Origin of the sequence: Rhizobium sp. WW22 (assembly GCF_047041135.1) — a bacterium.
Taxonomy (GTDB): Bacteria; Pseudomonadota; Alphaproteobacteria; order Rhizobiales; family Rhizobiaceae; genus Rhizobium.
The window spans coordinates 1547392-1567964 of sequence record NZ_CP178198.1; the positions used below are offsets into that span (position 1 = coordinate 1547392).

Here is a 20573-nt window from a genome sequence, read left to right on the forward strand (position 1 = left end):
CATCTCATATGGCTGGGCTGTATATCCCAACCGATAGTGCCGATTCAAGCCAAATAGATGCTGTCAACTGATTTTTAAATTTGTCATAAAATTCAGCTAAGGGTCTATTTTTTCATCACTTCTTCTCATCGAGCCCGATTCGCGTCTTTCGTAACCTTCCCGTGATGATGGAGCATTTCGCCTTCTGACAGATCGCGCAGCAGTTGACGGCACCAATGAAGAGACGTTACCTCATGAGTGAAATCGAGCCTCGAGATCTTGCCATGATCAGCATTTCGCCGCCGCCCTCCCGGATCTATCTCCTACGCCACGCCGAGGCCATGCAGGCTGCACCCGGCCAAAAAGATTTCGACCGTCCTTTGAGCGACAACGGCTACGCCGCGGCCGAGATTGTCGCCGACGAGGCGGCTGATAAAGGCTACAAGCCCGACCTTGTCATTTCCTCCACCGCTCTGCGCTGCCGCCAGACCGCCGAGGCTATACGCCGCGTCGTCACGCCGTCGACGGAGTTCCGCTTTGTCGACGAACTCTATAACGGCTCACCGGATGTCTATCTGTCACTCATCGCTGCGCAGACCGATCAGGAGTCGGTCATGCTGGTCGCGCATAACCCGGTCATCGAACTGACGCTTGCGGCCTTGATTGGACGCGATGCTCTGGCCAGCGCTCTTCCACGCGGATTTCCGACAGCCGGTCTTGCCGTTGTCGATTCGACGCCATCGGGCTGGGTACTGCTCGACTTTGTCACCGAATAGAGACTTCGGCGATATGGGCCGCAACGGCGGCGCCGCTGATTGCAGACACATATCCGCTCATCTTTTCGGCGCAAGTTTCCATCCCTATATTCACGGTCACGCTGTCATCCAGGGATCCCGTCTTGCCCCCAAGCCTGACCTCTTTTACCGACGACGCCCTCATCGCCTTCGACAATCTGGCCGATCGAGCCGCCGGTCTCGTCAATCCGACAATTCGTCTGGGCGTCACGGGCCTCTCCCGTTCGGGCAAGACCGTCTTTATCTCCTCGCTGGTACATAATCTCCTGAATGGCGGACGTCTGCCGTTGTTCGAGCCGGTGCAGTCCGGCCGTGTCTCCGCCGTTCGTCTCGAACCGCAGCCCGATGACGCCGTGCCGCGCTTTCAGTATGAGGATCATATCCGCGCGCTCGTGAAAGACCGCGTCTGGCCGGATTCGACAAGGGCGATTTCCGAGCTGCGCCTGACGCTGGATTACCAAAGCGCCAGCGGCTGGAACCGCCTGTTCTCGCCCGGCCGCCTCTCGATCGATATCGTCGATTATCCGGGTGAATGGCTGCTGGACCTGCCATTGCTCGCCAAGGATTTCCGTACCTTCAGCGAGGAGACGCTGGCGCTGGCGGAGACCGGCATTCGTGCCGAACTGTCACGTCATTGGCTTGGCATAACGGAAGCGGCAGATATCGCTGAACCCGCGGATGAAATGAAGGCGCGCGATCTGGCCACGGCTTTCGCCGACTACCTGAAAGCCTGCAAATCCGACGAACGTTCGCTTTCCACATTGCCTCCCGGCCGTTTCCTTCTGCCCGGCGATCTCGACGGTTCGCCTGCCCTCACCTTCGCACCGCTGAAACTGCCTTCCGAGGGCAATGCGCCAAAAGGGTCGCTATGGGCGATGATGGAGCGGCGCTACGAGTCCTACAAGGCCGTTGTCGTCAAACCCTTCTTCCGCGAACATTTCGCCCGGCTTGACCGCCAAATCGTTCTGGTCGACGCCCTGCAGGCCATCAACCGCGGCCCGGAAGCGGTGCAGGATCTCGAACGGGCCCTGACGGATGTGCTCGCCTGCTTCCGTCCGGGCACCAACTCCCTCCTCTCCTCGCTGCTCGGCCGCCGCATCGACCGTGTGCTGGTGGCCGCGACCAAGGCCGACCATCTCCATCATCAAAGTCACGATCGGCTGGAGGCGTTGACACGCCGTCTCGTCGATCGCGCCATTGAGCGCATCGGCATGGCCGGAGCCGGCATCGATGTGATGGCCATCGCTTCGGTGCGGGCGACCCGCGAGGCAACCGTGACCCGCGATGGGCAGACGCTTCCCGTCATCGTCGGCACGCCGATGGACGGCGAAACCATCGCCGGCGAGACCTTCGACGGCAATCGCAAGACGGCGGTCTTCCCCGGCGATCTCCCGGAAAATCCCCTATGGCTGTTCGAAGCCCTTGAAGCCAATGAGGCAGAGGTCCATCTGCCCGAAGTGAATGTCGTGCGGTTCCGTCCGCCGGAGCTGGAAAAAACCGGGGAAGGTATCAAGCTTTCGGTGCCGCATATCCGCCTCGACCGCGCCATGCAGTTCCTGTTCGGAGACCGCCTCGCATGACGAAATCGACCGAAAACGAGCCGAACGGTAATCGTCGTCCCGGCGCCTTCGCGCTGGAACCGGAAACCTCCAAAAAAGAGGCAACTGCGCCAGCGGTTCGCAAGCCGCAGAGCTTCGATACCGATATCGTGCTGACGCCCGACGCGGAAGATCCGTTCATCAATCCGGCCCTCGGTGCCGATGCGGATGCAACAGCCATTGCAAAGCCACGCCGCAAAGGATTTTCCTTCGGCAAGGTGGCGCTCAGCGCGCTCGGCATTCTGGTATCGCTCGCTTTCGGCCTCTGGACGGATCAGCTCATCCGCGACCTGTTCAGCCGGGCCGATTGGCTCGGCTATACTGCCCTTGCAGTTGTGGCCGTCGGCATCCTGGCCGTGTTTGCCATCGTCATCCGCGAGACGGCCGGGATGATGCGGCTCGCCGCTGTGCAGAGCATCAAGGCAGAGGCGGACGCCGCCATCGTCGAAACCCGGCCGGCGCGCGCCAAAGCGTTGGTCAAGCGACTCTGCGCCATTCTGGAAGCCAATCCGGACACGGCAAGAGGCCGCGCGACCCTGAAGGCGGCAGAAGACGATATCATCGATGCGCCGCAACTGATCGACCTCGCCGAACGCGAGCTGCTCGGCCCGCTCGACCGCCGCGCCCGCGTGCTGATTCTCGGTGCCTCGAAACGGGTATCGGTGGTAACTGCCGTCAGTCCCCGTGCCCTCGTCGATATTCTCTACGTTCTCTACGAAGCGGCGAGACTCGTCCGCGCCATGGCCGAGCTTTATGGCGGTAGACCCGGAACGCTCGGCATGGTCAGGCTGATGCGCGATGTGATCGCCCACCTGGCCGTCACCGGCTCCATCGCACTCGGCGACAGCATCGTCCAGCAACTGATCGGCCACGGCCTGGCGTCGAAACTGTCGGCGCGTCTTGGCGAGGGCGTCGTCAACGGCATGATGACCGCAAGAATCGGCATCGCCGCCATGGACCTCTGCCGGCCGCTCCCCTTCAAGGCGCTCAAGCGTCCCGGCATTGCCGATTTTGCCGGCGACCTCACGCCGAGCGTAGGCGGCCGCAATCCTGCATGAGGACCTGAAAATCAGGCGCTTTGGCATTCAGGAAACCAAGCATTAACCATTCTGCGGCAAAAGTGACAATCAGTTTCACGGTTCCGCCTCGCTAGGGAATGTCCATGTTTTCGCGTCGATTTCTTCTTGTAAGCAGCCTTGCAGCCGCAGCCATCTCCACCGGCGCCTGGGTGCAGTCGGCCGACGCGGCGCCCCGCGACAAGGCCTTCTTCCAGTCGATCTCCGGTACCTGGAGCGGCCCCGGCGAAATCGTCGCCGGCAAGTACAAGGGCACGAAGTTCACCTGCAATCTCACGGGCAAGCCATCCGATGGTGGCAGCGCCGGCGTCAAGCTCGACGGCACCTGCCGCGTCGGCGTCTTCCAGCAGCCGATGTCGGCCGAGATCACGCAGAACGGCGGTTCCTACAGCGGAAAGTTCCTGGATGGCGCAGCCGGTAAGGGCCTCGACGTGACATCAGGCGCGGTCAACGATAACACCGTCGTTCTCGGATTGATCCGCCAGAAGCTCAACGGCGCCATGATCGCCCGCGTTGCGGACAACAAGTCGATGAATGTCACAATCTCCGTGAAGGTCGGCGATCAGATGGTCCCGGTTATCGGCGTCACACTGAAGCGTGCCGACGTCGACCAGATGGCGGTCGGGTCGATCCAATAGCGTTGAACGAGAATCCGTAAAGACAAAGGCCGGCAATTGCCGGCCTTTGTCTTTATATATCCATGGGGTCCAGTTCAGGCTGTCCGCCACCAGTCACGGCTTTCGTCCGCGACCTCGATACCTTCGATATCAACATCCTGCAGCCAGTCGGTGATCGTGCGGCCCTTCACCACGAGATCGGCGGCAAAATCAGCAAGCGGCATCAGCACGAAACCACGCTCGACCATTCGCGGATGTGGAATGGTGAGCAACGGCTCGGCCTTTTCCAAATCTCCATAGGTCAGCACGTCGATATCGATCGTGCGTGGTCCCCAGCGTTCGATCCGCACCCGCTTCATCTGCCGCTCTATGTCGAGGCATACGTCAAGCAGGGCTTCCGGCGAGAGTGTCGTATCGACGGCAGCACAGGAATTGTAGAAAAAGGATTGGTCCGTCTTGCCCCAGGGCGGCGTGCGGTAAAGTCGCGACACCGAAACCACCCGGCAATCGGCGCGCGCATCCAACGTACGCAAGGCGAGCGCCATGGCGTGGACGGGGTTATCCAGATTGCCGCCCAAACCGAGCGTCGTCCGCGCGGCTGCACCCTCAGGCAAAATGCTCAATGCTCACCTGTACATAATCGAGAACGCCCGGAACCGGGGCATTGGGCTTGCGTACCGTGATTTTGGCCCGGCGGATACTCGGAAAACGACGGCATAGCTCCTTGGCCACATCGAGCGCCAGCGCCTCGATCAGATAACGCCGGCGACCTGTCACGATTTCCTCGATGACGCTGAAGGCGACGCCGTAATTGACGGTATCGTCGATCGAATCGCGCTCCAGCGCATCGCCGGCTTCGACATCGAGTTCGGCATCGACGAAGAAGCGCTGGCCGAGGAATTCCTCCTCGTCATGGACGCCGTGCCGGGCAAAGAAGGCGCAATTCTGCAGAGTAATGGTGTATGTCACAGCGCTCATGGCGTATCTCCGTTTCGAACAGGCGCGATCGCGTCCGAAAACCGCTCCTTGGATCCGAGCATCATGTTTTAAGTCTCGCCCGCGTCGCGAGAATAGCATCCGCAATGGCCAACGCGTCCCTATTGATTGCGACATTGTGTACGCGGAATATGGCAGCTCCCTGCAATCGCAAGATTGCGCTGGTTGCAGCGGTGCCGATATCGCGACCAGCTGCTTCGCGACCCGTTATAGTGCCGATGAACCGCTTTCGCGAAGTGCCGACCAACAGGGGCAGTTCGAAGCGCAGCAGAGCGTTGAAACGCGCCATGAGCTCCAGATTTTCCTCGGCATTTTCCTTGGCGAAGCCGAAACCAGGATCGAGCACGATCGTCCGTCTGTCTACGCCTGCGGCGGCTGCGATCTCCAGCGAGCGATTGAGAAAGAAAAGCTGGTCATCGATGACATCAGGCAGCTTCTGCCGGTTGCGGCCCGTGTGCATGATGCAGAGACCGGCGCCCGTTTGTGCGGCCACAGCGGCGATGTCAGGCTCGCGCTGCAGGCCGAAGATATCATTGACGATATGGGCACCCGCTCCGATCGCCAGCCGAGCCGTATCGGCGCGGTAGGTATCGACCGAAATCAGGGCATCGGTCCTCCCGCGCAGGGCTTCGATGACAGGCAGTACCCGTCCCTGCTCCTCGGTGGCATTGACGGCGACAGCACCCGGCTTGGTCGATTCGCCACCGATATCGATGATGGCGGCCCCCTCCTCGACGCAAGCCAGCGCATGGGTAACGGCCGCATCGACGGCCTCATAATGACCGCCGTCGGAAAAGGAATCCGGCGTCACATTGACGATAGCCATGATGACGCTCTGCCCGCCGACATCGATGCTGCGGCCATGCGCGACATGCCAGCTTTGGCTGTGAAGCTCCGTCACGAACTGTCCATCCCATTGAAAAGGAAAAAACCTTGCGCTTGATATTGCGCTCACAGTGGCTATGCCGCAAGGTTTACAGAAGTTCAACATGGTAGCGACACGAATGCCGCTTGCATCCCATAAGTTCAGTCTTTCGTGTGCATTGCTGCTCGCGGTCTGCATACCCGGTGTGGCCGGTGCGGAAGTCATCGCCCGCAAGTCAACTTCCTATTTCGACATCAAGGGAAGCACCGCCGACGAGCTCGATGCAGCCTTGAATCAGCGCGGGCCATTAGCGATAGGCTCAAGCAGCCACCATCCCGGCGCAACCAAGATCCGCTTCGGCGGTAGTGCGACCTACAGCGAATCAAACGGCCGCTGCCATATCTCCAGCGTCAAGGTAACGGTCGATACGGAAATCATCCTGCCGCGCTGGCGGGACCGGCGGGGCGCCAGCAAGCAGCTTTCCGTGATCTGGGATACCCTGGCCGGCGATATCCGGCGCCACGAAGACCGGCATGTCGAAATCGCCCGCCAGCATGCGCGGCAGATGGAAAAGCAGATCCTGGCTCTGCCACCAGCCAGCAATTGCGATACGCTGCAGGAACGGACGAACGCGGTGACATCGCGCGAAACCGAACGGCACGACGCCGATCAGGCACGCTTCGACCGCATAGAAGCGCTCAATTTTTCGAGCCGCATGCAGAGGCTGCTCTACTATCGCAGCCGACAAGGCAATTCGCAGTAGTCCGAAGAGCTGCTCTCAGCGCAAAAAGCGATCGAGTAACGACGGCTGTGGGAAATAGGTCACTATATCCTGTGAATCGTACGATCTCGCTGCTCTTTGAACTTTACGAGAATCTGAAATAGGTTTTTCCTATCAATTACAGAGACAAACGCACTGGTTGATTCGAAAAAGGCCGGGCGGTTGTCTCGTAAGGATCGATTTCGAGTGCCTGCGTCGGCGGGTCTATTCGCTCTTCGGCGCAGTCGGGTTTGTTTTTCAAAGCATGCGCTAAGTGTTCTCCTGGCGCGTCCTGAAGCCGCAGGTGTTTCCTCCCTTGCCTGTGGTGATGCGCCCGCCTCGCCTCGCTCGCTGCACCGGCTGAGCGGGGCATCTTTTTGCGTGACGAGCGCCTACAGGAGATCCGGCCGAGGAATCGCGCAAGGCGCGTTGGAGCGCTGCCTCAGGCCTGGCGCTCCGGCACATGCACCACAAGCCCGTCAAGCGCGCCCTTCATCTTGATCTGACAGGAAAGCCGCGAGTTCGGACGGACGTCGAATGCAAAATCGAGCATGTCTTCTTCCATGGCTTCCGGGCCGCCGACCTTCTCGGTCCACTCCTCATCGACATAGACATGACAGGTGGCACAGGCACAGGCGCCGCCGCATTCCGCTTCAATACCCGGAACGGAGTTGCGCACTGCATTTTCCATCACGGTGGAGCCCTCGTCGACATTGAGGTCAAAGCGCGTGCCGTCGAAGGCGACGATGGTCAATTTGGTCATGTGGGTGAATTCCGAATTGCTTGAATGAAGGACGATCGGAATTTTACTTCCAACAATTCGCTGGAGCAGTCAACATTTGCGCCGCCGAAACGGATTATCCCGTCTGGCGGCGGAAGAATGGATAAGATTTGCTGTTCGAACGCTTGGCCTAGCGCGAGAGCTTCAAAATGAAGTTCTCGGCCTCGATAACGCTGGCTGTAACCGCTGCCATACGAGCGGCGTCGCCGACGTTGCTTTCGAGCGCTCCGGCCGCATCCGCCACGCGAAAGGCGCCAATGGAGCTGGCAGCCCCCTTCAGCTTGTGCGATGCAGCTTCCATGCGTTTAAAATCGCCGCTGCCAATCTCCTGCAGGCAGGAACGAGCCTGCCTTGCGAACATCTGCAGCACCTCGACTTCCAGCGCCTTATCACCCATCGTCTGCTTTCCGAGATGGACAAGATCGATCGCCCGCTCCCGCGACGGAGCCGCGCCTCGCGAATTGTCCGGAGATTCAAATGCGATGTTCAAAGCTGCCATGTGCCAATGCTCCAGTCTTTTATCTGTGTCTGTTTTAGGAACCTGCCGCATAGTTGCGGCCCGGACATGGCCATCGAGTTAAATTTTGGCACATTAAGGGCTGAAAACTCGGGACATGGTTAACGTGCGTTAAACATGCTCAAAATCTTGGGTTTTCATCGCATTGAACAGCCAAACAGGGTTAATGGCCCCTTAATGATCCACTGGCTTTAAGGTGGAATTAATTGTCATGACTGGGGGAATGTGTCACTACGATACTGGTAAATTGGGTGGATGGCACATGCCTTTGCCCCGGAAGTGGATGATGGTAATGTTTTCATAACATCCGTTTGAAAAACCAGTTATCCACTCTGAATGTAATGGGAAATCCAAGCTCGGTGTTAATCGAAGGCGGAAGACCCCACGGGAGGCAGGGTTCGTCTTTTCCGGACGCGGCGGAATTACCGGAAAAGGCACGGCAAGCCCGAGTGAGTTGTAACGAGGCGTAACCGCATGGCGAACAAAAAGTACATCGAGTCGGTCGAGGACAAGGCCTTTCAGGCATTGGACGAAGCTTTGCAGATCGATTTCAGTGACGAGAGCTTGGAGTCTCGCAGCGGAACTACGCCCGATATCCCGGAGCAAAATGTGTCTGAGACGCCGAAACAGCCGATAAAGCAGACCAAGGATGATGCCGCCCGCAAGAATGGCGGAGCGCGCAGCACCGCAGGCCCTGCCACTCCGCCCCGCCCTGCCGAGGCGCCGAAGAATCCGAACCTCGCTGCCGCCAATGACGGCAACAGGGCAAGTTCCGCAAGCATATTGAGAGCGCTCGACGGAGCCTCGCAGAGCCATGCGGTGCGAAACGCCACGATCTTTTCGCTGTTCTGGATCATCGGCGGCGCTGGCCTCGCGTTCACGCTTTATGGCACCCAGATCAGGAACATTCATTCCATCGCGGATCTTGCCGCCCTTCCGGGCGTCATCGCCTGCATCGTCGGCATTATCGTTCCGGTGCTGCTCTTCTATGCTTTCGGCATGATGATCTCGCGTGCGCACGACATGCGCAATGCAGCGCGCTCCATGGCGGAAGTCGCCCTGCGTCTCGTCGAGCCGGAAACCATTGCTTCCGAGCGCATCATGACGGTCGGTCAGGCCGTTCGCCGCGAAGTCTCGGCGATGAACGAAGGCATCGAGCGCACCATTGCGCGCGCAACGGAACTCGAAACCCTCGTCCATTCCGAGGTCAATGCGCTGGAGCGCAGCTACGCCGACAACGAATTGCGCGTGCGCGGCTTGGTCCACGAACTCGGCGCAGAACGTGACGCCATCGTCAATCACGCCGAGCGTATCCGCTCCTCGATCTCAGGCGTGCACGATCAGATCAAGGAAGACCTGTCGCTGGCGACCGAAGAAATCGCCGTACGCCTGTCTACCTCTGGCGAAGCTTTCGCATCGATGATCGATACGCGAGCAGCCGCCTTGATGGAGAAGTCGGATTCTGCGGTCCAGGCCCTCGGCACCCTGCTTTCCGCCAAGACCGACAGCCTGCTGCAGAACCTCAACGCTTCAGGCCTCGCTCTCAGCCACGAGTTCGATACCCGTCTTGAATCTCTGTCGTCGACTCTTGCCGACCGCGGCAAGGACCTGCTTGGCCAGTTCGAAACGCGCGCCTCGACGCTCGATGCAAACACCGAAAAGCTGAATTCCGCATTGAACGAACGTGCACGCCAGCTCAACGAAACGCTGGTGGCCCGCACGAAGGAGATCAGCGAAAGCCTCAGCGGCGGCGAGCGGTCCATCACGGGCACGCTGGACAATGTTCTGTCCCGCCTCAACACGGCGCTCGACGAAAAAGGCGCGAGCTTCCGTCAAAGCCTGCAGTCGACAGCCGATGACACCATCATGGATCTCGACCTGCGCTCCGGCTTCTTCGAAGAGCGCTTCCAGTCGACGATCGCGCAGCTTTCGACGACCTTCGATGACCGCGTGTCGGAATTCACCTCCGCCTTCGACAAGCGCGCCGGTTCCCTGGACACCAAGCTCTCGGAAAGCCTTGCCCGCATCAATCAGTCGCTCGGCAGCAATTCGGATGCGCTGGAAGGCATCCTGACCTCCAGCATCGAGCGCCTGGGTTCGCATCTCACCGACCAGTCCTTCGCTCTCGCAACGACGCTGGCAACCGGCCAGGAAGTATTGGAAAGCGCGATCGGCTCCAAGGCGAACGAGATCACCTCGGCGCTGCAGAACGCCACGACAGGCATTTCTTCCGCCCTGACCTCGGGCACGAGCGAACTCAACACCACGCTCGCCTCGCATGCCGGTGCCTTCACATCCGCCGTGCAGGGTGTCACGCGCGATGTCTCCGCCGCGCTGCAAAGCGGCACGGAAGAACTCACCTCGGCCTTCACCGGCCGGGCCAACGACATCAACAACACCCTCTCTGCTCGCACCAACGAGATCACGCAGGCTTTGAGCTCTGCCCATGAACGGGTCGATGCCGTCATGGCGGCCCGCAGCAACGCCTTGTTCGGCGCGCTGGCCGATAACCAGTCCCGTTTCGAGCAGACGCTTGCCGAGCGTTCGGAAGCAATTGCCAGCGCCGTCAGCGGTTCCCACGAACATTTGACCGCCGCCCTGGACGAACGCACTTCGATGCTGGCCATTTCGCTGGCCGAAAGCCAGCTGCGCCTCGAAAACACGCTTGCGAGCCGCGCCGACGCGATCACCGGCGTCATGGCCGATACTCACAGCAAGCTGGCCGACACGCTCGACGACAAGACGATGGCGCTTGCTATCGCGCTTTCCGAAAGCCAAGCCCGGCTGGAAGACACGGTTTCCGGCCATGCGGAACACGTCGCCGGCACGCTGGACGCCAAGACGACGGAACTTGCACGCGCGCTGGCCGAGGGTCAGGCTCGTCTCGAAAGCACGGTCTCGGGTCACGCCGAAAGCGTCACCAATGCCCTCGACGACAGGACGATGGCGCTCGCCATCGCACTTTCCGAGAGCCAGGCTCGGCTGGAGGAAACCGTCTCCGGTCACGCAGACCGTGTCGCTGACACGTTCGAAGGCAAGGCCAGCGCCCTCGCCGCCGCGCTGACCTCCGGACAGACTCGTCTTGAAGAAACTCTCGCGAACCGCGCCGAGGCCATCATCAAGGCATTTGCAGGCAATCATAATGCCTTGGCCGAAGCGCTGGACGACAGAGCTATGGCGCTCGCCATCGCATTGTCGGAAGCCCAGGCCCGCCTGGAAGATACCGTCTCCGGCCATGCCGATCGCGTTGCCGACACGCTGGACGGCAAGACACGGGCGCTTTCCGATGCGCTGACCTCGGGCCAGTCGCGTCTCGAAGCAACGCTTGCCAATCGCGCCGAGGCGATCACGAATGCGTTCACCAGCAACCACAATGCGCTGGCCGACGCACTGGACGACAAGGCGATGGCTCTTGCCATTTCGCTTTCGGACACCCAGTCACGCCTCGAGGATGCGGTATCCAGCCGTCTCGACGCCCTCTCCGAAACTGTCGCCGGCACTCACGACAAGATCGTCAACAGCCTAGACGACCGGACGATGGCGCTCGCCGTTGCTCTTTCGGAAGGCCATGCGAAGCTGGAAGATACTCTCTCTCACAGCGCCAAGGCCATTGCCCATACCGTCACCAGCGGCCACGAGGCGCTGACCAACACGCTCGACGACAAGAGCATGGCCTTCGCAATCTCGCTTGCAGAAAACCAGAACCGCTTCGAAAGCGCTCTGGAGGAACGCGCCAACGCACTTCTCGACAGCGTCTCAGGTGCTGAGTCCCGCGTTGCCGGAGCCTTTGGCGACAAGGCGGAAGCCATCCGTGCTGCCTATAGCGAAAACCAGGAACGCCTCGACCGCTCGCTCACCGCCCATACGGACACTCTCTCCGAAATGCTCGGCGCCAACAGCGATCGCGTCGAAACCGTTCTCGGCACGACGACCCGCCAGCTGGAGAACACGCTCGGCGCCGGTCTGTCGCAGATGGATCAGAACCTCGCCTCGGCTTATGAGCGTATGCGCTCCACGCTGGAAGACCGCAGCAATGCGATCAACCTTGCCCTGCGCGACGCCCACGCGCAGATCGACAACACGCTGATGGAACAGACGACCGCCATCGGCACCTCGATTGCCACCAGCGCCAGCATGCTGGAAATGTCGCTCGAGGACCGTGAGGCTTCGCTGCGCCAGACCATCGACGCCAGTGCGAGGACGCTGGAAGAGCGCCTGAACAGCGGTGCGGGCGACATTGCCGGCCGTATCCAGCAGGCCGCCGGCGACATCGCACGCTCAGCCGAAACCTTCTCATCCAACCTCAATCAGTCGATCGACGGCATGACGAACCGCTTTGCCGAGACCGGTTCGCGCGTCGAAGCGAGCCTTTCGGCGCTCGAAAACCGCATCAACGAAGGCGTCACTGGCGTTGCCGCCCAGGTCGATATCGCCGGCAACCGCCTCTCCGATACGCTGGCGAGTGGCGCGGCAAAGATCGACGACAGCGGCAGCCAGGCAGCTGCTCGCATCGAAGAGCGCCTTTCGACCATGGATCGCGCTCTCAATCTCGGCCTCGAAGCGGTCAACCGCACGATCGAAGGCAAGGCTGCCAATCTTGCAACGACGCTGCGCACGGCCGTTGCCGACGCCGCGCAGGGCATGGACACGGAAGCGACCCGCACGGCCGAATTGCTCGCCAATACCGGCCAGCAATTCGCCGAGAACCTCGGCAGCCATAGCGATGCCTTTACGCGTGCAATGAGCGAGCGCTCCGACGAGCTCGTCAACCGCGTCTCGGAAACGCAGAACCGGCTGGCAAGCCAGGCTGCGGCCGTCGCCCAGACCTTCTCGGAAGCAGGCAACGCGATCGTCAACAAGGTTGCCGAAGCCGAAGGCCTCGTCAGCAGCCAGGTCAATACGATCTCGCAGGCGCTCTCTTCGGCCGAACAGTCGCTGGAAGCCCGTGGCGCGGCCATCCGCAACACGCTTACCGGCGGCAGCGAGCAAATCGCCTCCACCATGGCGCAGGTCGAGCGCGCGCTCGACGAGCGCAGCACGGCGATCCGCAGCTCTCTGGAGGAACGCGCCCGCGAAATCGACAGCACGCTTGCCGATGTCGACAAGGCCCTGGAAGCCCGTGGCTCCTCCATCCGCACCTCGCTCGACGAGCGCACGCGCGAGCTGAATTCGATGCTGGCTGGGCGCTCCACCGAACTCTCGCGCCTCATCGACGAAAAGGCTCGCCCGATCGTCGATCGCTATGCGGCAACGGGTCAGGAGGCGGCCGCTCTCATCACGGCGGCAGCTCAGGAAAGCACGGAACGTCTGCGCGCTGAAAATGCCGCGCTCATCAATGCGATCTCGTCGCGCACTGAGCACGCCGTCAACACGGTCAGCACACTCGAAAACAACCTGCTTGCGAGCGTCAATGGCATCATCGCCCGCTTGGCGGACAACAACTCGGCGATCGCCGGACTGCTGTCCAATGCCGCAAGCGAATTCGCAAACGTCGATGACCGCCTCATGGCAACCTCGTCACGCTTCGCAGAATCCGCCGCGAAGGCCGGCGAGATGGTCTCGGCCTCCAGCCGCCTTCTCGAAGGCAAGGTCGACAAGTTGTCTGAGATTACCGGCCAGACCTTGTCGCAGGTTGGCAGCATCGTCGGTCGTTTCGACGATCACTCCAAGGTGCTGACCCAAGCATCCCAGCTCCTTGGCGCTGCCCAGTCGAACCTCGTATCGACGCTGGAAGAGCGCGAGACGGCATTGCAGAACCTGGCCGTCGGCCTCGTTCAGCGCTCGGAAGAAATCGAGAACACCATGCGCGCCCTCGGCTCGATGGTGGAAACGGCCTTCGACCGGGCGGAACAGCGGTCCAACCAGGTGACCGGCAACCTCCGCCAGAGCGTACAGTCTTCCTTCGGCGATATCGGCCGCGTTCTCTCCGACGCCGAGAAGCGCGCCGAAGATGCGGCGGAAAACATGCGCAATGCCTTGCAGAAGGCGGGCGAAGAAGCCAATCAGGCTGTCGAGAATACATTCGCCAACGCCGAGCGCCGCTCCAGCGATCTCACCAATCGACTGCGCGGCGGCCTCACAGCCTCGCTGTCCGAGGTCGAGCAGATGCTCGCCGACGCCGGCAAGACCTCGGATACCGCTGCCCAACAGCTGCGGGAGACCCTGCGCGTCGCGGTCGATGACGCGATCGGCCGCTTCGCCGGTGCGACGGATGAAATCCGCCGCTCCGCCGGCGATATCCGCCGCGAGCTTGACCTCACCCGCAACGAACTGAAGCGCGGTGCCTTCGATCTTCCGGAAGAAGCAAAGGAGAGCGCTGCAGCTATGCGTCGCGCCGTTGCCGAGCAGATCAAGGCCCTGCAGGACATCTCGCAGATTGTCGGCCGCTCGACGCAGCAGCTGGAGATTTCCGAGCCGACCGCTCGCGCGCTGGCCGAAGCACAGCCTGCTCCACGGCCGCAGCCCGCCGCATCTGCCCCGGCCGCCGCCGCCCCGCGGCCGCAACAACCTGCTCCGCAGCAACCGGCGCCACAGCCGCCGGTCGCCCAGCAGCCCGTACAGCGCCCGGCACCACAGCCGCAGCAGCCTTCGATCGAGTCCCTCGGCTTGCGTGGATCACTCCCTGCCGAGCGACCGGTAGCGCAGCCGCAGCGTCCGGCGGAAACAGCAGCCCCTGCTCGCCAGGAAGCGGCCGGTGGCGGCTGGATCAGCGATCTGCTGCGTGGCGCGTCGCGCGATGAAAATGCCGGTCTGCAGCCGGCCCGCCAACCGGCACCAAAAGCCCCGGCGGAACAGGCTCCTGCTCCCGCCGCACGCAACCCACGCCATGTCGTGGAGTCGCTGAACTCGCTTTCGGTCGATATCGCCCGCGCCATCGATCATGACGCCTCGGTCGATCTCTGGCGCCGTTACCAGCGCGGCGAACGTGACGTGTTCACCCGCCGGCTCTATACGCTCAAGGGTCAGCAGACTTTCGATGAGATCAAGCGCAAATACGACCGTGAGCCGGAATTCCGCACCGCAGTCGATCGCTACATCGCCGATTTCGAAAAGCTGCTGGCCGATGTCGCGCGTACCGATCGCGATCGCACCGTCACGCAATCCTATCTCACGTCCGATACCGGCAAGGTCTACACGATGCTGGCCCACGCAGCCGGCCGCCTGAACTGAGATTGATAGGTAAAAGACGAACGCTCGATCCCCGGCAGAGATGCCGGGGATTTTTGATTCAAGCTGCTCCATAAGTTTTGGGCATGAAAAGGGCGGCTCTCGGCCGCCCTTGGTTTGCTTGGTGGTAGCTCCATCCGGCCTACCTGGCTTCATGCACCTTCGAAATCAAACCGCTGGTAATGCCGACGAGGAGAAAGCTGTTCTTGAGGCGAACCCAGTGATAGCCGCGCGGAGGCGTGGATAGCTGAAAGGCGCGATAGTCGATTTCCGTGGCGCGGCGGCGGTCGGAGGCCGACAGGCGGCGCCCCTTGACCCATCCGCCCTTGCGGATAACGACCTTCTTCTTCACCGCCTCTTTTTGAACAACGGCCTGCTTGCCGGCGGGAGCCGGCTTGACCTGCGCTGTCGCAGCCAGCGGCATACCGAGGACGGATGCAGCAAGAAGGACAGTGAAGATTTTTCTCATTGGTTGTTTCCTCATTTCAGAATCTGCACGCGAACTTACCGTGACAGACATGAAACGCATCTGACAGTCGAATTACAATTCCGTAATAGAGTGAGAACAGTGGCGCGCTTTACAGCCCACCGCCGGAAGTCGTCGCCTCTCACAGTTCATCGTAGTTGAACCAGTCGAAATCCGCTGTCTTTGCCCGGCCTGAGAGGTCGAAGGCAAACATGCCCACGAAGGCACCGGTGAATGAGCCGTGTTCGCCACGCCCGCCCTCATCCGAGATGACGCCGGCATCGAGCACTGGCCCGATCGCCTGCCATGCGCCCATGCCTTCGGCTTGCCAGAAAAACTGCAGGTCGTTGTTCCGCACTTCCATGGCAAGCTGGATCCGCCCATCCGGCACGGCGACGCCGCCCTCGATCGGAAAGCTCAGGCGGCCATTCGGATAGTCGCCCGGGCAGGTCATGATGGTGACGCAGCGGCCGAGCTTCTCGTGCAGGGTCACGGCAATGGCATGCAGCTTGAAACGATTGTAGTAATGGGTCAGGCCGGCAACCTGCTGGTAGGTGTCGGGTTCGAAGTCGACGACCGTTTCAGCGCGGAAACTGTGATGTTCCTGGCGGCGGGCAACGAGCGATTGCTCGAACCAGGAACCGATGCTCTCGCGGGCGATAAGCCGCAAATGGCCGGGTCGCTCCATCACGCTGAAGATGCGTTCCGGTTGCGGCGTCCGCAGCCACTGAAAATCCATCGGCAGTCTGCCTTCGTCGAAATTATAACCGCTACGGCGTGGCTTATCCACCGGTACGGCACCGTTCAAGCCTACGACATTGACATCGGGAACACTGGTGCCGTTTTCGAGATAGAGCCAGCCATCCTCTTTCCAAACACATTTCTGCAGGGACGTTTCCCGACCGAGCGTACAGCGACGATGCGGAGGCAAAGGCCGCCCACAAAGATGCGTATGATAGAACTGGCCATCATGGGTCTCGACATACTGGCCATGGCCCGCACGTTGCAGCGCCGCCTCCGGATGATCCTTCGAGGTGATCAGATGCTTGTTCGGATGCAGTTCGTACGGCCCGGTAATGTCGCGGGAGCGGGCCATAGTCACGGCATGATCGTAGCCGGTGCCACCTTCAGCCGTGGTCAGATAGTACCAGCCGTTACGCTTGAAGAGATGCGGCCCTTCGACCAGCCCCAGCTCGGTGCCGGCAAAGATGTTCCTGATCGGCCCTTTCAGCGATTTCGTCGCCGGATCCCATTCCTGCAGCAGGATACCGTCGAAAGCCGGCGTTTTCGGCGAGCCGCCATAGCTCTCGGTGCGATGGTTCCATTGCATGTTGACGAACCACTTGCGGCCGTCATCGTCGTGGAACAGGGATGGATCGAAACCGGAGGAATTGACATAGGCCGGCTCGGACCATTCGCCTTCGATGGTTGGCGAGGTCGCGATGTAGTTATGGGCGTCCTTGAAGTTGCCGTCATAGCGCTTGACGTCGGTATAGACGAGCCAGAACAGCCCATCCGCATAGGAGAGGCAAGGCGCCCAAATGCCACAGCTGTCGGGCTCGCCGCGCATGTCGAGCTGCGAAGCCCGCTCCAGCGGCCGTCGGACCAGGGTCCAGTTCACGAGATCGCGCGAATGATGGATCTGCACGCCCGGATACCATTCGAATGTCGAGGTGGCGATATAGTAGTCTTCGCCCACGCGGCAGATGGATGGATCGGGATTGAAGCCCGGCAGGATCGGATTGCGGATCATGAAACTCTCTCCTCCAGAGACCACGACATCAGGCGATGTGCGGTCATACAAATGAGACGCCCGGAACCAGGTCCCGGGCGTCTTATGATGATCAGTCGCGTTCAGCCGACTTGGCCCAGAGATTGATATCAGCCTCCTTGGCATAGACATCGATCTGCTTCAGCTCTTCGGCCGTGAAGTCGAGATTATCAAGCGCCTTGACGCAATCGACGATCTGCGACGAACGGCTGGCGCCGATCAGAGCCGACGTGATGCGGCCGCCGCGCAGAACCCAGGCGATCGCCATTTGTGCCAACGTCTGGCCGCGTTTTTCGGCGATCTCGTTCAGCTTTTTGATGTTGTCGATGATCGACGGGCGGATGAAGTCGCGCTTCAGGAAGTGGTTCTGTGCCGCACGGCTGTCTGCCGGAATACCGCCGAGATACTTGGTCGAGAGCATGCCCTGAGCGAGCGGCGAGAAGACGATTGATCCGATGCCGAGGTCTTCGAGCGTATCGACCAGACCGTCATCCTCGACCCAGCGGTTGAGCATGGAATAGCTCGGCTGATGGATCAGGCATGGCGTGCCGAGGTCCTTGAGGATGGCGGCAGCCTCACGCGTACGCTGCGAGTTGTAGGAGGAGATGCCGACATAAAGTGCCCTGCCCGAGCGGACGATATGGTCGAGCGCGCCGCAGGTCTCCTCGAGCGGCGTATCCGGATCGAAGCGGTGGGAATAGAAGATATCGACATAGTCGAGGCCCATGCGCTTCAGGCTCTGATCGCAGGAGGCGATCAGATATTTGCGGCTGCCCCATTCGCCATAGGGACCCGGCCACATATCGTAGCCGGCTTTGGAGGAGATGATAAGCTCGTCGCGCAAGCCGGCAAAATCGGTGCGCAGAATCTCGCCGAACGCGGTCTCGGCGCTGCCGGGAGGCGGTCCGTAATTGTTGGCGAGGTCGAAATGGGTGATACCGAGGTCGAAGGCCGTGCGGCACATGTCGACCTTGCGGTCATGCGGCGTGTCGCCGCCGAAATTGTGCCAGAGCCCCAGCGAGACCGCCGGCAGCTTGAGACCGGAACGGCCGGTCCTGTTGTATTTCATTTTTGAATAGCGATCGGATGCCGGTTGCCAGGCCATAGTGGAATTCCTTCGAGATGAAAAAGCGCGCGGGTTGGTTACCCGCGCGCAAACTAGCTCTTCCTGCGCCTACTTCAAGAGCGCCTGAGCCTCTTCGATGCCGAGCGCTGCCGGCTGCGTGCAGGTGGTCGTTAGATCGATGAAACGGCCTTCTTCACCGGATTTCAGGATCGAGGTCATGACATCGACGCCATGCAGGGTGCGATCAAGCGAGCAACGGGCATCGCGGCCGTCGATCAGCGAGGCCGCCATGTCGGCAAGCCCGGCCGTGCGATAGTTGGCGCGGGCACCGTTCGGGCTTTCCTGATTGACGATACCGAAAGGATGCGCCCAGTTTTCCAGCGGCTTGATGTCCTTGTCGCGGCCGCTTGCCTCGACGGTGCCGCCGAAGAAGTTCGGATCTGGCACGTAGAGCGAGCCCTCGGTGCCGTAGAGTTCCATATTGGCATGGCGGTGCGACCAGACATCCCAGCTCGCCGTCAGCGTGATCCGGGCGCCACTGACGAATTCCAGCAGCGCCTGGATCGTCGTCGGCGTCTTCACCGGAATAATCTCGCCATTGCGTGGCTGGCTGGTGATGGTGCGGGTCGGCGATGCCATGGAGGTCATCGCGCCAACACGCTTCACCGGTCCGATGAGGTTGATGAGGTTGGCGACGTAGTAAGGGCCGAGATCGAGGATCGGGCCGCCGCCAGGCAGGAAGAAGAAGTCCGGGTTCGGATGCCACATTTCCATGCCCGGGCTCATCACATAGCATGCGCCCGAAGTGACGCGCCCGATACCGCCGTCATCGATGAATTTGCGGGCGAGCTGGTGCGCACCACCGAGGAAGGTGTCTGGAGCGCAGCCGACTGCCAGACCCTTTTCCTTGGCGATGCGACGGAGCTCCTCACCCTGCTCCAGCGTCAGCACGAGCGGCTTTTCGGAGTAGACGTGCTTGCCCGCTTCGAGGATGCGCTTGGAAACCGGGAAATGCGCGTCCGGGATGGTCAGGTTAACGATGACGTCCAGCTCGTCATTGGCGAGCAGTTCGTCGATGGTCCGGGCCTTGACCTTGTATTCCTCGGCGCGCGCCCGCGCCGCATCCATGTTGATATCTGCGCAAGCCAGCACCTTCAGACCCTTGAAGAGCGGTGCGAGCGAGAAATAAGTGGTTGAGATGTTGCCGCATCCGATGATGCCGACGCCAAGTTCCTTAGCCATGTGGAAATGCCTCAAAAGCTCTTGAAGGATGCGATGGAGCGCGTGATCAGGCGATCGACATCGCTCGGATTGTCATGTTCGACGACGAAGTGCTTGACCTTGGTGCCGGCGAGCGCCTTGAGCAGCTTTGCCCACGGAACGGTGCCGTGCCCGACATCGGCCCAGCCATCTTCATTCTTGTTTTCGCCGACCGGCGCAATGTCCTTGACGTGAACGGCCGTGATGCGCGGACCGAGCTTTTCGATCCAGGCGAAGGGATCGCCGCCGCCGCGGATGACCCAGGCGATATCGGCTTCCCAGGAAATATCCGGTGCGCCCTCGAAAATCTGCTCGATCGGCAGCGAGCCATCAGCCTGCTTGACGAATTCAAAATCATGGTTGTGCCAGCCGAATTCGAAGCCTGCATCCTTGTAAGGCTTGCTCATTTCATGCAGGCGCTTGCCGAAGGCGAGCCAGCCGGCGGCATCTTTCGGGCGCTGGTCGGCGCCGATATGGGGCGCATAGATCGAATCCATGCCCAGAGTCTTGGCGATCGCGAGCGACTTCTGCACCTCGCCGTCGAGGAAATCCGGGCTGAAATGGCCGCTTGCCATCCGCAGGCCGTTCTTGTCGAGTTCGGCGCGCAGGTTCTTGAGGCCGGTGTCATCAAGATCGGCATAGATACCGCCGAAGCCTTCGACTTCGGCATAGCCAGCCTTGCCGAGCTTTACGAAGATCTCCGAATAGGGCTGGAAATTGCGGGCGCTGTAGAGCTGAAATCCAAGTTTCGTCATCAATAGTCCTCCAATGGCCTTCCGGCCGTCTGTTTTGGGGCTTGGGGCCCCGAAAGCGCCGCCACTGCGGCGCAATAGCTCAATCCATCAGCCGGCCGTTCGCCG

16 protein-coding genes are annotated in these 20573 nt (G+C 60.9%); 6 read left to right on the forward strand and 10 right to left on the reverse strand.

Features of this window, described 5'->3' with window-relative positions; genetic code table 11:
• Positions 1–263 precede the first annotated feature (263 nt).
• The 4 genes from ACK83U_RS07770 to ACK83U_RS07785 all read left to right on the forward strand — a co-directional run bounded on the left by ACK83U_RS07770 (position 264) and on the right by ACK83U_RS07785 (position 4085).
• Positions 264–755, forward strand: coding sequence for a SixA phosphatase family protein (locus ACK83U_RS07770; protein WP_112398373.1), 492 nt, complete (start codon positions 264–266; stop codon positions 753–755).
• Between the two features lie 122 nt (positions 756–877).
• The gene (locus ACK83U_RS07775; protein WP_112606372.1) at positions 878–2353 is read left to right on the forward strand and encodes a YcjX family protein; all 1476 of its coding nucleotides are present in this window, start codon (positions 878–880) and stop codon (positions 2351–2353) included.
• Positions 2350–3429: a TIGR01620 family protein gene (locus ACK83U_RS07780; RefSeq protein WP_112606370.1), complete on the forward strand. Its 1080-nt coding sequence runs from the start codon at positions 2350–2352 to the stop codon at positions 3427–3429. The genes ACK83U_RS07775 and ACK83U_RS07780 overlap by 4 nt, the downstream gene beginning before the upstream one ends.
• A gap of 104 nt (positions 3430–3533) precedes the next feature.
• On the forward strand, positions 3534–4085 hold the full coding sequence (locus ACK83U_RS07785) for a hypothetical protein (RefSeq protein ID WP_112606368.1): 552 nt from the start codon (positions 3534–3536) through the stop codon (positions 4083–4085).
• 74 nt (positions 4086–4159) lie between these two features.
• On the opposite strand, the gene folK is transcribed toward ACK83U_RS07785, so the two are convergent.
• From folK to folP, 3 genes are all read right to left on the reverse strand, one after another.
• Positions 4160–4678, reverse strand: coding sequence for a 2-amino-4-hydroxy-6-hydroxymethyldihydropteridine diphosphokinase (folK, locus tag ACK83U_RS07790; protein ID WP_112606366.1), 519 nt, complete (start codon positions 4676–4678; stop codon positions 4160–4162).
• A complete protein-coding gene (gene folB, locus ACK83U_RS07795) occupies positions 4671–5042 on the reverse strand; it encodes a dihydroneopterin aldolase (RefSeq protein ID WP_112398356.1) in 372 nt (123 codons plus the stop codon). The genes folK and folB overlap by 8 nt, the downstream gene beginning before the upstream one ends.
• A 61-nt stretch (positions 5043–5103) precedes the next feature.
• Positions 5104–5886: a dihydropteroate synthase gene (gene folP / locus ACK83U_RS07800; RefSeq protein WP_412474839.1), complete on the reverse strand. Its 783-nt coding sequence runs from the start codon at positions 5884–5886 to the stop codon at positions 5104–5106.
• Between the two features lie 178 nt (positions 5887–6064).
• On the opposite strand from folP, the gene ACK83U_RS07805 reads away from it, so the two are divergent.
• Positions 6065–6688: a DUF922 domain-containing protein gene (locus ACK83U_RS07805; protein ID WP_112606489.1), complete on the forward strand. Its 624-nt coding sequence runs from the start codon at positions 6065–6067 to the stop codon at positions 6686–6688.
• Positions 6689–7127: 439 nt separating this feature from the next.
• On the opposite strand, the gene ACK83U_RS07810 is transcribed toward ACK83U_RS07805, so the two are convergent.
• The gene (locus ACK83U_RS07810) at positions 7128–7448 is read right to left on the reverse strand and encodes a 2Fe-2S iron-sulfur cluster-binding protein (protein ID WP_112398358.1); all 321 of its coding nucleotides are present in this window, start codon (positions 7446–7448) and stop codon (positions 7128–7130) included.
• 148 nt (positions 7449–7596) lie between these two features.
• Positions 7597–7965, reverse strand: coding sequence for an Hpt domain-containing protein (locus tag ACK83U_RS07815; protein WP_112606362.1), 369 nt, complete (start codon positions 7963–7965; stop codon positions 7597–7599).
• Positions 7966–8457: 492 nt separating this feature from the next.
• On the opposite strand from ACK83U_RS07815, the gene ACK83U_RS07820 reads away from it, so the two are divergent.
• Positions 8458–15153 carry a hypothetical protein gene (locus tag ACK83U_RS07820; RefSeq protein WP_112606360.1) on the forward strand — a complete coding sequence of 2232 codons (6696 nt, stop codon included), beginning with the start codon at positions 8458–8460 and terminating at the stop codon, positions 15151–15153.
• Positions 15154–15292: 139 nt separating this feature from the next.
• On the opposite strand, the gene ACK83U_RS07825 is transcribed toward ACK83U_RS07820, so the two are convergent.
• The 5 genes from ACK83U_RS07825 to ACK83U_RS07845 all read right to left on the reverse strand — a co-directional run bounded on the left by ACK83U_RS07825 (position 15293) and on the right by ACK83U_RS07845 (position 20468).
• Positions 15293–15619 carry an RcnB family protein gene (locus ACK83U_RS07825; RefSeq protein WP_112398361.1) on the reverse strand — a complete coding sequence of 109 codons (327 nt, stop codon included), beginning with the start codon at positions 15617–15619 and terminating at the stop codon, positions 15293–15295.
• A gap of 139 nt (positions 15620–15758) precedes the next feature.
• Complete coding sequence (locus tag ACK83U_RS07830; RefSeq protein ID WP_112606358.1) at positions 15759–17369, reverse strand: glycoside hydrolase family 43 protein; 1611 nt, start codon at positions 17367–17369, stop codon at positions 15759–15761.
• Between the two features lie 91 nt (positions 17370–17460).
• The gene (mgrA, locus tag ACK83U_RS07835; protein WP_112606356.1) at positions 17461–18492 is read right to left on the reverse strand and encodes an L-glyceraldehyde 3-phosphate reductase; all 1032 of its coding nucleotides are present in this window, start codon (positions 18490–18492) and stop codon (positions 17461–17463) included.
• A 69-nt stretch (positions 18493–18561) separates the two neighbouring features.
• Positions 18562–19695: a Gfo/Idh/MocA family protein gene (locus ACK83U_RS07840; RefSeq protein ID WP_112606354.1), complete on the reverse strand. Its 1134-nt coding sequence runs from the start codon at positions 19693–19695 to the stop codon at positions 18562–18564.
• Positions 19696–19706: 11 nt separating this feature from the next.
• Positions 19707–20468 carry a sugar phosphate isomerase/epimerase family protein gene (locus ACK83U_RS07845; RefSeq protein WP_112606352.1) on the reverse strand — a complete coding sequence of 254 codons (762 nt, stop codon included), beginning with the start codon at positions 20466–20468 and terminating at the stop codon, positions 19707–19709.
• Between the last annotated feature and the right edge of the window lie 105 nt (positions 20469–20573).

What these genes read in the sequence shown, in the direction of transcription:
- ACK83U_RS07825 (WP_112398361.1), bottom strand. Translation starts at nt 15,619, where the DNA reads ATGAGAAAAATCTTCACTGTCCTTCTTGCTGCATCCGTCCTCGGTATG.
- ACK83U_RS07810 (WP_112398358.1), bottom strand. Translation starts at nt 7,448, where the DNA reads ATGACCAAATTGACCATCGTCGCCTTCGACGGCACGCGCTTTGACCTC.
- ACK83U_RS07785 (WP_112606368.1), top strand. Translation starts at nt 3,534, where the DNA reads ATGTTTTCGCGTCGATTTCTTCTTGTAAGCAGCCTTGCAGCCGCAGCC.
- folB (WP_112398356.1), bottom strand. Translation starts at nt 5,042, where the DNA reads ATGAGCGCTGTGACATACACCATTACTCTGCAGAATTGCGCCTTCTTT.
- ACK83U_RS07770 (WP_112398373.1), top strand. Translation starts at nt 264, where the DNA reads ATGATCAGCATTTCGCCGCCGCCCTCCCGGATCTATCTCCTACGCCAC.
- ACK83U_RS07840 (WP_112606354.1), bottom strand. Translation starts at nt 19,695, where the DNA reads ATGGCTAAGGAACTTGGCGTCGGCATCATCGGATGCGGCAACATCTCA.
- ACK83U_RS07815 (WP_112606362.1), bottom strand. Translation starts at nt 7,965, where the DNA reads ATGGCAGCTTTGAACATCGCATTTGAATCTCCGGACAATTCGCGAGGC.
- ACK83U_RS07820 (WP_112606360.1), top strand. Translation starts at nt 8,458, where the DNA reads ATGGCGAACAAAAAGTACATCGAGTCGGTCGAGGACAAGGCCTTTCAG.
- ACK83U_RS07805 (WP_112606489.1), top strand. Translation starts at nt 6,065, where the DNA reads ATGCCGCTTGCATCCCATAAGTTCAGTCTTTCGTGTGCATTGCTGCTC.
- ACK83U_RS07845 (WP_112606352.1), bottom strand. Translation starts at nt 20,468, where the DNA reads ATGACGAAACTTGGATTTCAGCTCTACAGCGCCCGCAATTTCCAGCCC.
- ACK83U_RS07780 (WP_112606370.1), top strand. Translation starts at nt 2,350, where the DNA reads ATGACGAAATCGACCGAAAACGAGCCGAACGGTAATCGTCGTCCCGGC.
- mgrA (WP_112606356.1), bottom strand. Translation starts at nt 18,492, where the DNA reads ATGGCCTGGCAACCGGCATCCGATCGCTATTCAAAAATGAAATACAAC.
- ACK83U_RS07830 (WP_112606358.1), bottom strand. Translation starts at nt 17,369, where the DNA reads ATGATCCGCAATCCGATCCTGCCGGGCTTCAATCCCGATCCATCCATC.
- folP (WP_412474839.1), bottom strand. Translation starts at nt 5,886, where the DNA reads ATGGCTATCGTCAATGTGACGCCGGATTCCTTTTCCGACGGCGGTCAT.